At 67.9% G+C, this 12,449-nt stretch carries 12 protein-coding genes; 11 read left to right on the top strand and 1 reads right to left on the bottom strand.

Translation table 11 applies throughout. The features are described 5' to 3' along the window. The first annotated feature begins 21 nt into the window (after positions 1-21). The 8 genes from AC3A3G_RS07670 (at position 22) to AC3A3G_RS07635 (ending at position 6,760) form a co-directional block, all read left to right on the top strand. Complete coding sequence (locus tag AC3A3G_RS07670) at positions 22-1,473, top strand: protein adenylyltransferase SelO family protein (protein WP_487487898.1); 1,452 nt, start codon at positions 22-24, stop codon at positions 1,471-1,473. 217 nt (positions 1,474-1,690) lie between these two features. Beyond that, the gene (locus AC3A3G_RS07665; RefSeq protein ID WP_125901064.1) at positions 1,691-2,104 is read left to right on the top strand and encodes a DoxX family protein; all 414 of its coding nucleotides are present in this window, start codon (positions 1,691-1,693) and stop codon (positions 2,102-2,104) included. Between the two features lie 198 nt (positions 2,105-2,302). Continuing rightward, positions 2,303-2,791, top strand: coding sequence for a MerR family transcriptional regulator (locus tag AC3A3G_RS07660; RefSeq protein ID WP_487487897.1), 489 nt, complete (start codon positions 2,303-2,305; stop codon positions 2,789-2,791). A gap of 4 nt (positions 2,792-2,795) precedes the next feature. After that, the gene (locus AC3A3G_RS07655) at positions 2,796-4,577 is read left to right on the top strand and encodes an acyl-CoA dehydrogenase C-terminal domain-containing protein (RefSeq protein ID WP_487487896.1); all 1,782 of its coding nucleotides are present in this window, start codon (positions 2,796-2,798) and stop codon (positions 4,575-4,577) included. 225 nt (positions 4,578-4,802) lie between these two features. Beyond that, on the top strand, positions 4,803-5,966 hold the full coding sequence (locus tag AC3A3G_RS07650; RefSeq protein ID WP_487487895.1) for an acyl-CoA dehydrogenase family protein: 1,164 nt from the start codon (positions 4,803-4,805) through the stop codon (positions 5,964-5,966). A gap of 36 nt (positions 5,967-6,002) precedes the next feature. Continuing rightward, complete coding sequence (locus tag AC3A3G_RS07645) at positions 6,003-6,191, top strand: hypothetical protein (RefSeq protein ID WP_368925534.1); 189 nt, start codon at positions 6,003-6,005, stop codon at positions 6,189-6,191. A gap of 57 nt (positions 6,192-6,248) precedes the next feature. Continuing rightward, positions 6,249-6,503: a type II toxin-antitoxin system Phd/YefM family antitoxin gene (locus AC3A3G_RS07640; RefSeq protein ID WP_368925536.1), complete on the top strand. Its 255-nt coding sequence runs from the start codon at positions 6,249-6,251 to the stop codon at positions 6,501-6,503. Further along, positions 6,500-6,760, top strand: a complete 261-nt coding sequence (locus AC3A3G_RS07635; RefSeq protein ID WP_128116231.1) for a Txe/YoeB family addiction module toxin — start codon at positions 6,500-6,502, stop codon at positions 6,758-6,760. Before AC3A3G_RS07640 ends, AC3A3G_RS07635 begins: the two co-directional genes overlap by 4 nt. 6 nt (positions 6,761-6,766) lie before the next feature. On the opposite strand, the gene AC3A3G_RS07630 is transcribed toward AC3A3G_RS07635, so the two are convergent. Beyond that, positions 6,767-8,281 (bottom strand): ABC1 kinase family protein, encoded by a 1,515-nt coding sequence (locus AC3A3G_RS07630; RefSeq protein ID WP_487487894.1) that lies wholly within the window; start codon positions 8,279-8,281, stop codon positions 6,767-6,769. Positions 8,282-8,365: 84 nt separating this feature from the next. On the opposite strand from AC3A3G_RS07630, the gene AC3A3G_RS07625 reads away from it, so the two are divergent. The 3 genes from AC3A3G_RS07625 to AC3A3G_RS07615 all read left to right on the top strand — a co-directional run bounded on the left by AC3A3G_RS07625 (position 8,366) and on the right by AC3A3G_RS07615 (position 12,448). Next, positions 8,366-9,199, top strand: a complete 834-nt coding sequence (locus AC3A3G_RS07625; RefSeq protein WP_487487893.1) for a 16S rRNA (uracil(1498)-N(3))-methyltransferase — start codon at positions 8,366-8,368, stop codon at positions 9,197-9,199. 182 nt (positions 9,200-9,381) lie between these two features. Beyond that, positions 9,382-10,743, top strand: a complete 1,362-nt coding sequence (locus AC3A3G_RS07620) for a glutamate--cysteine ligase (RefSeq protein ID WP_487487892.1) — start codon at positions 9,382-9,384, stop codon at positions 10,741-10,743. A 94-nt stretch (positions 10,744-10,837) separates the two neighbouring features. After that, complete coding sequence (locus AC3A3G_RS07615) at positions 10,838-12,448, top strand: ATP-binding protein (RefSeq protein WP_487487891.1); 1,611 nt, start codon at positions 10,838-10,840, stop codon at positions 12,446-12,448. The last annotated feature ends 1 nt before the right edge of the window (position 12,449 follow it).

Here is a 12,449-nt window from a genome sequence, read left to right as displayed (position 1 = left end):
GCGAAGGCGCATCTGCCGCCCATGCCCGTCTCCCCCGCCTATCGCCCCGAACCCCGCTTCTTCGACCTGGGCGTCGACTACGGCGACGCCGTGAAGGCGGCCGACTTCCCGCAGACGATCCTGCGCCTGCGCAACGACCGCGCGGCGGCGCAGGTCGGGCTGGAAACGCTGAGCGACGCCGAATGGCTGGCCCATTTCGGCCGGTTCGAGCCCCTGCCCGGCCAGCCTGGCCCCATCGCCATGCGCTATCACGGCCATCAGTTCCGCGTTTACAACCCCGACATCGGCGACGGACGCGGCTTCCTGGCGGCGCAGATGCGGGAGGTAAGCGGCGCTCAAGCAGCGAGCGATAGCGCTCTTCCAGGTCGCCTTCTCGACCTGGGCACCAAAGGCTCGGGCCAGACGCCGTGGTCGCGTCATGCGGACGGGCGGCTGACGCTGAAGGGCGGGATGCGCGAGGCGCTGGCGGCGGCCATGCTGGACAGCCTGGGCGTGCCGACCTGCCGCATCCTGTCGCTGATCGAGACGGGCGAGAACCTGGAGCGGCACGACGAGCCGTCGCCGACGCGCGCCGCCGTCATGGTGCGGCTGTCGCACAGCCATATCCGCTTCGGAACGTTCCAGCGCGCAGCCTACTATGGACGCAAGGACCAGATCGAGGCGCTGATGGAGCATGCCCGCAGCCTGTATCACCCGGCGGTCGCGCCGGGCGACGCGGCGGGCTTCCTGGCGGCGGTGGTCGAGGCCTCGGCGGCGCTGACGGCCAAGTGGATCGCGGCGGGCTTCGTCCACGGGGTGCTGAACACCGACAATCTGAACGTCACGGGCGAGAGCTTCGACTACGGCCCGTGGCGCTTCCTGCCCCACTATGAGCCGGGCTTCACCGCCGCCTATTTCGACCAGAACGGCCTCTACGCCTTCGCGCGCCAGCCCGAGGCGGTGTTCTGGAACCTGACGCAGCTGGCCGGGTGCCTGAAGCTGATCGCCGACGCCGAGCCGCAGGTCGCAGTCCTGACCGAGGCGCTGAACGGGTTCGGCCCCGCCTATATCCGCCACCTGCGCGCGGCCTTCCTGAACCGGCTGGGCGTACAGAGTCTGGGCGAGGCGGCGGACCAGCGGCTGCTGGACGCGACGCTGGCGCTGGCGCGCGAGAAGAAGGAGGCCCTGCGCTGGGAGCCGATCTTCTTCGACTGGTTCGGCGGCTTCAGCTCGGCGGCGCGGGCGCTGGGCGGGGTGCGCGGCAAGACCTACCAGGGCGAGGCCTTCGACGCCTTCCGCTTCGCCCTGATGGAGCACGAGCCCGACCGGCCCGAGCGGCTGGAGCATCCCATGTTCGCCGCGCCCGAACCGGAAGAGATGCTGATCGACGAGGTCGAGGCCCTGTGGAGCGCCATCGACACGGCCGACGACTGGGCCCCGCTGCAGGCCAAACTGGCCCGGCTGGAGGCGGCGAAGAAGGCCTGGAGCCTCTAAGTCATCAATTGATGTCATCAACCGTTGACTCGAAATCCGCCTCGGCTTAGAGGCGGATGATCCCGGCTGGTTTCAGACGATGGGTTACGAGGAATTGTGGTTTCGGCCCTGCTGTCGCCACGTCGTTTTCCGACCGTTATCACAGATTGTTTCAGCCGCTTGCAAATCGGAACCAAGCAACTGATCTTGTGACTGTTGCAAATGAACGGTTACGGCCATGACGACGACCACCTTGTCCACTCACCAGGCGCGCGCCCGCGCTGACTATCTGAACATCACGCTTTGGACCTTCCAGGGCTGGATCGCGATGTTCTTCATCGCCGCCGGCTACGCCAAGCTGTCCGAGCCGATGGAGAACCTGATCGTTCTGATGCAGTGGCCCGCCGCCGCCAGCGAGGCCTTCGTGCGTGGTCTGGGCGTCGCCGAGATCGTGCTGGCGGCCATGGTTCTGGCGCCGCTGGTCTCGTGGCGGTTCGGCCGTCCCCTGCTGCTGACGGCGGCGGCGGGTCTGCTGGTCCTGGAGACGATCGCCCTGGGCGTGCACGCCTTCGGCCTGGACCTGGGGCTGAGCCTGACCAACGTCTTCCTGCTGGCCATCACGGCGCCGGTGCTGTGGCTGCGCCGCCGCTGAGCCGGCCCGCCTTCCAGAGATTTTGCGGGCCCGCTTCTCCCCCTCCCCCGAGGGCCCGCAAATATAAAGGCCGCGACCCGTCCCCGGTCGCGGCCTTTTCTTTTGTCCGCCAACGCCCCCTCGCCCGCCCGTTCACAACTTCGTAGCCCGGCGCGCGAAAAGCTTCCCTTTACGTCCGCGTCAAGTTATGAAGCCGTCATGCCGATTGCTGACGAACATCGCACCTATTCCATACGGCAGCTGTGCCGCGAGTTCGGCGCGACCGCGCGCGCGCTGCGCTTCTATGAAGACAAGGGCCTGCTGACGCCGTCGCGCAAGGGTCAGACCCGTGTCTATGGCCCGCGCGACCGCGCCCGGCTGAAGCTGATCATGCGCGGCCGCCGCATCGGCTTCACCCTGGTCGAGATCCAGGAGATGCTGGATCTGTATGACCAGAAGGACCACAACGTCCATCAGATGGCCATCGCCCTGCCGCGCCATCGCGCCCGCATCGAGGCGCTGAAGCAGCAGCTGGAAGACATCGAAGGCGCCATCGAGACGGCCGAGGCCGCCTGCGCCTGGATGGAAAAAACCCTGGGTGAACACCGCCCCGACCTTCTGCCGGGCGCCGAGGCCTACGCCAGCCTGCTGAGCGAGCGTCTCAACGACCCCGACGACCATTTCCTGACCTTCAAAGCGAGAGCGTGATCCCATGACCTATAAGGCGCCCGTCCGCGACCTGTCCTTCGTCCTGCATGACGTTCTGCAGGTCGAGAACTACGGCAACCAGCTTCCCGACGCCGATCTGTCGCGCGACCTGATCGACCAGATCATCGAGGAAGGCGGCAAGTTCGCCGAAGAGGTCATCGCCCCGATCAACCGTCCCGGCGATCTGGAAGGCTGTCACATCGACGGCGACGTGGTGACGACGCCCAAGGGGTGGAAGGAAGCCTACCATCAGATGGTCGAGGCCGGCTGGCCCTCGCTGGGCTTCAGCACCGAGTTCGGCGGTCAGGGCATGCCCTCGGTCGTGTCGAGCGCGGTCGGCCAGTTCACCGCCGCCGCCAGCGCCGCCTTCTCCATGTATCCGGGCCTGACCAGCGGCGCCTTCCACGGCATCGAGGCCAGCGCCTCGGACGAGATCAAGCAGAAGTATCTGCCGAAGATGGCGTCGGGCGAATGGACCGGCACCATGAACCTGACCGAGCCGCAGTGCGGCACGGACCTGGGCATGGTCCGCACCAAGGCCGTGCCGAACGGCGACGGCTCCTATTCGATCACCGGCCAGAAGATCTGGATCTCGGCGGGCGAGCACGACTTCGCCGACAACATCATCCACACGGTGCTGGCCCGCGTCGAAGGCGCGGTTCCGGGCATCAAGGGCCTGAGCCTGTTCGTGGTGCCCAAGTTCCTGGTGAACGAGGACGGTTCGCTGGGCGAACGCAACGGCGTGTCCTGCGCAGGGCTCGAGCACAAGATGGGCATCCACGGCAACGCCACCTGCGTCATGGCCTATGAGAACGCCAAGGGCTGGCTGATCGGCGAAGAAGGCCGCGGCATGAACAACATGTTCGTGGTCATGAACGAGGCGCGTCTGGGCACCGGCCTGCAGGGTCTGGCCATCGGCGACGCCGCCTATCAGGCCGCCGTCGAGTTCGCCAACGACCGCCTGCAGGGCCGCAGCCTGACCGGACCGAAGAACCCGGACGGCCCGGCCGACCCGATCATGGTCCACCCGGACGTGCGCCGCATGCTGCTGGAGGCCAAGGCCTTCGTCGAAGGCGGCCGCGCCTTCATCCTGTGGACCGCGTTGCAGGCCGACCTGCAGAAGGCCGCCGATGAAGCCGTGGCTGCCAAGGCCAAGGACTACATGGGCCTGATCACGCCTGTGCTGAAGGCCTATCTGACCGACAAGGGCTTCCACGTCGCCTCGCTGGCGATGCAGGTCCACGGCGGTTCGGGCTATACCGAGCACTTCCCGGCCTCGCAGTATCTGCGCGATGCGCGGATCACCATGATCTATGAAGGCACCAACGGCATCCAGGCGCTGGATCTGGTGGGCCGCAAGCTGCCCGCCAACGGCGGCCGCGCCATCATGAGCTGGTTCGCCGACATCGACGCCTTCGTCGGCGAGAACGGCGACGACGAGGCGATCAAGCCCTTCGTCGAGGGCCTGGCCGACGCCAAGAAGAAGCTGCAGGAGGCCACCATGTGGCTGATGCAGAACGGCATGGCCAACCCGGACAACGCCGCCGCCGCCTCGACCGACTACCTGCACATCTTCGGCCTGACGGCCTACGCCTTCCTGTGGGCGCAGATGGCCAAGGCGGCGCAAGGCCGCATCGCGGCCGGGGACGCCGATCCCTATTACGCCAACAAGCTGATGACCGGCCGCTACTTCGTCGAGCGCATCCTGCCCGACGCCGGGGCGCACCTGAAGAAGCTGAAGTCCGGCGCCGAGGTGCTGATGCAAATGCCCGCCGAGGCGTTCTGATCATGAACTTCTCCCTCCCCTTCATGGGGAGGGTGGTCGGCGCGTAGCGACGACCGGGTGGGGAGGGCCAGGCGATGCAAACGCCGCGCCCGCCTTGCCGAAACAGAGATTGCGTCGCCTCGCCGCCCCCACCCGGCTTGGCCGCTCCGCGCCGCCCTTCGGGTCGGCCTGACGGCCTCAGCCACCCTCCCCATGAAGGGGAGGGAGAATGCAGGATCTCCTTTCATGAACGTGCTCAACAGCCCCGATCCCGACTTCATGAAGGAAGAGGAGATCGTCCTCTTCTCCGACTCCGTCGCCAAATGGATCGACGAGCACGCCCCGCAGGAGAAGTTCCAGCAGTGGATCGCCGAGTCCTCGGTGCCGCGCGGGCTGTGGAACGCGGCGGGCGAAGCGGGCCTGCTGGGCCTGTCGCTGCCGGAAGAGGACGGCGGCTTCGGCGGCGACTACCGCCACGAGGTCGTGCTGATGCGCCAGCTGGGCTGGAAGGGCGCGGACCACTTCGGCGTCTCCCTGCACAACGCCATCGTCATGCCCTACGTCTGGCACTACGGCACGGCCGAGCAGAAGGCGCGCTGGCTGCCGCGCCTGCAGTCGGGCGAACTGGTCGGCGCCATCGCCATGACCGAGCCGGGCGCAGGCTCCGACCTGCAAGGAGTGAAGACCACCGCCGTGAAGCAGGGCGACCACTATGTCCTGAACGGCTCCAAGACCTTCATCACCAACGGCCAGCTGGCCAACTTCATCATCGTCGTCGCCAAGACCGACCCGGCCGAGGGCGCCAAGGGCACCAGCCTGATCTGCCTCGAAACCGATGGGGCCGAAGGCTTCGAGCGGGGCCGCAACCTGCACAAGATCGGCATGGAGGCGAACGACACCTCCGAGCTGTTCTTCAACGATGTGAAGGTTCCGCTGGAGAACGTCATCGGCGACACCGAGGGACAGGGCTTCGTCCAACTGATGCAGCAGCTGCCGCAGGAGCGGCTGAACATCGCCGTTCAGGGCGTGGCCGCCGCCGAGCGCGGGCTGGAGGCGACGCTGGCCTACGTCAAGGAGCGCAAGGCCTTCGGCAAGCGCGTCATCGACTTCCAGAACACCCAGTTCAAACTGGCCGAGATCAAGACCAAGCTGACGGTCGCCAAGGTCTTCGTCGACCACTGCATCGGCCTGCACCTGAAGGGCCAGCTGGACGCCGCCACGGCCTCGATGGCCAAATACTGGGTGACGGACATCCAGGGCGAGACCATCGACGAGATGCTGCAGCTGTTCGGCGGCTACGGCTATATGACCGAATATCCGATCGCCCAACTGTACAAGGACGCCCGCGTCCAGCGCATCTACGGCGGGACGAACGAGATCATGAAACTGCTGATCGCGCGGACGTTGTAAGGGCGCCGTGCGGCGCCCAAGGGAGATCAGGGACGGATGGCCGCCCATAGCGAGACGGACCTGTCAGAAGCGCTGCGCGCCGTCGAATCCCTGATGGCCAAATGCGAGAAGGCTGTCCTGAAGCTGGCCCCCGGCGCGGGGCGGCACACCCTTCTCGTCCGCCGCATCGCCGCCTTGAAGATCGCGCGCAATCTGATCGAGGAGCGGCTGGACGCGACGCGCTGAGGCGCGGGTCTTGCGGCCCCCTTGCGATGATGTACAGAACTTCGTACATTATCACTTATGAACGCCATCTCTGTCTCCGAACTGCGCAAGAACCTGGCCGCGACCATCGACCGGGTGACGGCGGATCACGACTATACGATCATCACCCGCGAGGGCGGCAAGCCGGCGGCGGTGCTGATGTCGCTGGAGGACTTCGCCTCCTGGCAGGAGACGGAGTATCTGCTGCGCAGCCCAGCAAACGCGGAACGCCTGCGTAAGGCTGTCGCTGAGCTGGACGCCGGTAAGGGCCAGGCTCGCGATCTGATCGAATGAAGCTGACGTTTCATGAAAGTGGCTGGGAAGACTACCTCTACTGGCAATCCGCCGACCGCAAGCAACTCAAGAAGATCAACGGCCTGATCCGCGAATGCCTGCGGACGCCCTTTAGCGGAACCGGCAAGCCGGAACCTCTGAAAGGCGAGTTCTCCGGCTGGTGGTCGCGCCGCATCGACCAGGAACATCGGCTGATCTATCGCGCGACCGAAGACACCCTGCTGATCGCGCAGTGCCGCTATCATTACGGTCGCTGAGGCGCCCTATCGCAGCAGCAGGGCGCCCGCGATCAGGGCGCCGGCGAGCACAATCGAAGCGGCGATCCACCGCCCGGCCGAGACGATCGACCGGGCGGTTTCTTTGTCCGACGATGCAGCGGCGACAGGGTCGGCCGTCAGGCGGCGCGAGGCGGCGCGGATCAGGCGGGGCAGGTCGTCGCTGGCCGCCGACAGGTCCAAAAGGGCGCCGATCAGGCGGTTGCGCACCGCCTCGGGGCTGCGGCTGGAGAAGAGGGCGCGGCTCCAGGCGCCCTTCATCGTCTTGACCAGGTCGAAGTCGGGGTCGACGCGCGACAGCACCCCCTCGATCGTCACCAGCGCCTTGAGGATCAGCACCAGATCGGGCGGGGCGGCCACCCGTTCCTGCCGCATCAGCCCCATCAGATCGGCGACGATGGCGGGCAGGTCGACCGCGCCCTGACCGTGGCGGGCGATCAGCCGTTCGGCCCCGGCGGTCAGGCTGGTGCGCGAGACGTCCGTCCCCTCGGTCCAGTCGGCCAGCACCTCGGCCATGCGGGCGCCGTCGCCGGCGGCCAGCGACTGGACGAAGCTGATCAGTTCGGCGCGGCGGCGCGGGGTGACGGTCCCGACCATGCCGAAGTCCAGCAAGCCCACCCGGTCGCCGGGCAGGCCGCGCAGGTTGCCGGGGTGGGGGTCGGCGTGAAACCGGCCGTTGACCAGCACCATGTCCAGCACCGCCTCGGCGCCGACGCGGGCCAACCTTTGCGGATCGACGCCCGCCGCCCTCAGCCGCGCCGCATCCACGGGAGGCACGCCGTCGAGATAGTCCTGCACCAGCACGCTGTCGGTCGTGTGCGGCCAATAGACGGCCGGGATGACCACATCGCGGTTCCCGGCGAAGTCGGCGGCGAAGCGGTCGACATTGCGGCCCTCGGTGGTGAAGTCCAGCTCGTCCAGCATGGCCTCGGTCAGCTGGGCGATCAGGGCGCGCGGACGATAGCGGGCGATCTCGGCGCTGGACTGTTCGGCGCGGCGCGCCAGTTCGGCGATCAGGCGCAGGTCGGCCTCGACGCGCGGACGCACGCCGGGGCGGCGGATCTTGACCACCACCTCGGTCCCGTCGTGCAGGGCGGCGCGGTGCACCTGGGCGATGGAGGCGGCGGCCAGCGGCGCCGCGTCGAAACGGGCGAAGACCTGTTCCGGCGGCCCGCCGAGCGCGGCCTCGACCTCGGGCCGCAGCGTCTCGAAGTCGAGGGTGGGCCCGGCGCTCTGAAGCTGTTCGAACTCGATGATCCAGTCGGCGGGCAGCAGGTCCGAGCGGGTGGACAGTATCTGGCCCAGCTTGACGAAGGTGGGGCCCAGCGCCTCCAGCGCCTGACGGGTGCGGCGCGACAAAGGCTCGGGCCCGTCGGCATGGGCCTCGCCGCCGCCGAGACCGAGGCGCAGCAACACGGCCTCAAGCCCGAAGCGGGCGGCGACGCCTGAAATCTCGGCCAGACGTTTTCGATCGCGCGCCGCTACGGCCAAGGTTGTGAACATGACAGACGAACGCGGGGCAGGCTCGGCGCGTTCCCATCAGGCCGATGGTTGGTCGTCTCTGCGAAAGCGCGATATGCAGGCGCCATGATCCGTCTTCATGTTCAGGGCGACCTCGCCCCCGGCGCCGCCGTGGCGCCCACGCTCGACCAGTCGCGCTATCTGACGCAGGTGATGCGATTGAAGGCGGGCGACGAACTGCTGGTCTTCAACGGCCGCGACGGGGAGTGGCGCGTCAGCGTCGCCGAGGTGCTGAAGAAGGGCGTCATCCTGCGCGCCGAGGAACAGACGCGGCCGCAGGTCTATGGCCCCGATCTGGAGCTGATCGTCGCCGTGGTGAAGAAGGCCCGCATCGAGACCATCGTCGAGAAGGCCGCCGAACTGGGCGCCAAGCGGGTGCGGCTGGCGCTGACCCATCGCACCAACGCCGACCGTCTGCGGCTGGACCGGCTGGACGCCATCGCCGAGGAGGCCGCCGAGCAGACGGGCCGCCTGGACGTGCCCCTCGTGGATGATCCGGTGAAGCTGGACGCCCTGCTGGACGGCTGGGAGGCGGGGCGGCGGCTGATGTTCTGCGATGAGACGGGCGGCGCGCCGGCGGTGTCGGCGTTGACGCCCTTTTCTCCCTCCCCCTTGTGGGGAGGGTCGTCGGCGCGCAGCGGCGACGGGGTGGGGGCGGCGGCCTCCGCCCTCCCCACCCGGTCGCTACGCGACCACCCTCCCCATGAAGGGGAGGGAGAAGGTCGGTGGGCCATTCTGATCGGACCGGAGGGCGGGTTCTCGCCCGAGGAGGGCGAGCGGCTGCGGTCCCTGCCCTTCACCACCGCCGTCTCGCTGGGGCCGCGCATCCTGCGGGCCGACACCGCCGCCATCGCCGCCATGACCCTGTGGCAGGCGGCGGTCGGCGACTGGGATCGCTAGACCATTTTCGGTTCAGTCGAAATCGACGGAACCCAGAACAATGGTCCAGATTCATCTGGAGCGAATATCTGAGTTGAGTTGGACATGCGTCCAACTCAACCGATTTCGCTCTAGAAGTTTCCGCCGCCCCCTTGAGCATGGCCGACGGCTGGCCCATCTAGCCGCGACAGCAGAGGTTACAGATGTCCGACACGGCGCCCCTTTCCAGAGACCAACTGATCCACGCCATGTCGAAGGGCGAGAAGCCCCGCGATCAATGGCGCATCGGCGCCGAGCACGAGAAGTTCGGCTTCGACAAGTCGACCCTGCGCCGCCCCGCCTATGAGGGCGAAAACGGCATCCTGGCCATGCTGACGGGCCTTCAGCGCTTCGGCTGGTCGCCAGTCGAGGAAGCCGGCCGCGTCATCGCCCTGGAGCGCAAGAACGCCGAGGGCTTCAGCGCCTCGATCAGTCTGGAGCCGGGCGGACAGTTCGAACTGTCGGGCGCCCCGCTGAAGGACATCCACGACATCTGCAACGAGACCGGCCAGCACCTGATGGAGGTCAAGCAGGTCGCGGACCAGTTGAACCTGGGCTTCCTGGGCCTGGGCTTCGACCCGATGTGGCGGCGCGAGGACATCCCCGTCATGCCCAAGGGCCGCTATGCCATCATGCGCGCCTACATGCCCAAGAAGGGCGATCTGGGCCTGGACATGATGCTGCGCACCTGCACCATCCAGGCGAACCTCGACTTCGACAGCGAAGCCGACATGGTCATGAAGTTCCGCACGTCGCTGGCGCTGCAGCCTATCGCCACCGCCCTGTTCGCCAACAGCCCCTTCACCGAGGGCAAGCCGAACGGCTTCCTGTCGGCGCGCGCCAACGTCTGGACCGACACCGACCCCGACCGCACGGGGATGCTGGACTTCGTGTTCGAGGACGGCTTCGGCTACGAACGCTACGCCGACTATGCGCTGGACGCGCCGATGTATTTCGCCAAGCGCGGCGAGACCTATGTCGACCTGTCGGGTCAGTCGTTCCGCGCCTTCATGGACGGCAAGCTGGACGCCCTGCCGGGCGATCGCGCCACGGCCAAGGACTGGGCCGACCACCTGACCACCCTCTTCCCCGAGGTGCGGCTGAAACAGTATCTGGAGATGCGCGGCGCCGACGGCGGGCCGTGGAGCCGCATCTGCGCCCTGCCCGCCCTGTGGGCCGGGATCCTGTATGACGCGCCGTCGCTCGCGGCGGCCTGGGATCTGTGCAAGGACTGGGACATCGCCGATCACGAGCGCCTGCGCCGCGACGTGACGCGACTGGGCCTGAAGGCCGAGGTCAACGGCCGCAGCGTGCGCGACATCGCCGTCGACATGGTCAACATCGCCAAGCAGGGCCTGAAGAACCGCGCCCGCTTCTCGGGCGGCATGGTGGACGAGCGCGGCTACATCACCGAACTGGAAGACATCGCCGACAGCGGCGTGACCTCGGCCGACCGGCTGCTGGAGCTGTACAACGGCGAGTGGAGCGGCGACATCAGCCGCGTCTATCGCGACATGGCCTATTGAAGCTCTCCTGAGGGGCGAGCCGCAAGGCGCCCTTAACCGGCCGGCGCTAGGGTGAGGTCCAGCCTGCCTTCAGGACCGCGCCTCAGGACCGCCCATGCCCCTCACTCCGGCCGCCGCCCCTTCCTCGACGGGACAGCCGCAGCCGCCGCCTGACGCCGGGGTCGATCTGGCGACCTTCTTCGACGTGTCCCTGGACCTGCTGGTGATCCGCGACCTGGAGGGGCGGATCGTGCGGGTCAGCGCCTCCTGGGCTTCGACCCTGGGCTATCGGCCCGAGGAACTGGTCGGGCTGGCCATACTGACCCTGGTTCACCCCGACGACCTGCCCGGCACCCTGGGCAGCGTGACCGAAGTCGAGACGCGCCGCCCTGGCGATCCGGTGCTCGGCCACGTCAACCGCTATCGCCACAAGGACGGCCGCTACGTCACCCTGGAATGGCGGGCGCAGAAGTTCGGCGACCGCATCTACGCCGTGGCCCGCGACGTGACCGCCAAGGCGGCGGCGGAGCGCGCCCTGATCGAGGCCAAGGCCGCGGCCGAGGCCGCCAACCGCGCCAAGTCCGACTTCCTGGCCAATATGAGCCATGAAATCCGCACGCCGCTGAACGGGGTCATCGGCGTCATCGACGCCCTGGCGCGCACGCCGCTGTCGCCGCAACAGGCGGAAATGGTCGAACTGGTCCGCAGTTCGGGCGTAACCCTGGAGCGGCTGGTCACAGACATCCTGGACGTGTCGCGCATCGAATCCGGACGCATGACGCTGGAAGTCCGCCCGTTCGATCTGGACGACGCCCTGACCCCGGCCATCGCGCCCCTGCGCGGGCTGGCCGAGGAGAAGGGCCTGACCTTCCGTCTCGAACGCACCGAGACCGCGCGCGGCGTCTTCAACGGCGACGTGGTGCGGATCCGCCAGATCCTGAGCAATCTGCTGTCCAACGCCGTCAAGTTCACCGCGCGAGGCCAGGTCGCCGCACATATCGACCTGCTGGACATGGGCGACGGCGCCGCCCTGCTGACGCTGGAGGTGCGCGACACCGGCATCGGCTTCGGCGCCGACCATGCGGCGCAGTTGTTCCAGCGCTTCAGCCAGGCCGACGCCTCAATCACCCGGCGCTTCGGCGGGGCCGGGCTGGGCCTGTCCATCTGCCAGGCCCTGGTCGAGATGATGGGCGGGCGCATCGAAGCCGAGTCGGCCCTGGGCGAAGGCAGCCGGTTCCGGGTCGAGCTGCCGCTGACGCGCATCGCCTCCCTGGCCCAGTTCGACGCGGCCTACGCCGAGGAAGCGGCGCCGGACGCGCCGCCTTGCGACTCTCGCCTCCGCGTCCTGCTGGCCGAGGATCATCCGATCAATCAGCGGGTGGTGCAGTTGATCCTGGGGGACAGCGTCGAGCTGACTCTGGTCGAGAACGGCGAACAGGCGGCGGCCGCCTTCACCGCTGAGCGGTTCGACCTGGTGCTGATGGACATGCAGATGCCGGTGATGGACGGGCTGAGCGCCACGCGCGCCCTACGCGAGATCGAGGCCGCCTACCCGGCGCGCCCGCGCGCGCCGGTGATCATGCTGAGCGCCAACGCCATGGCCGAGCATCAGGAACAGGCCACCCAGGCGGGGGCCGACCTTCACCTGGCTAAGCCCGTCACGGCCGAAGCGCTGACGGCCGCCGTCCGCAGGGCGCTGGGCGGCCGCGCGGTCCAGCCCGACTGAC

It is taken from the genome of Brevundimonas sp. Soil_N_31, assembly GCF_057655995.1.
The sequence above is the reverse complement of the archived record's forward strand: the minus strand, read 5'-3'. Positions and strand labels throughout refer to the sequence as shown.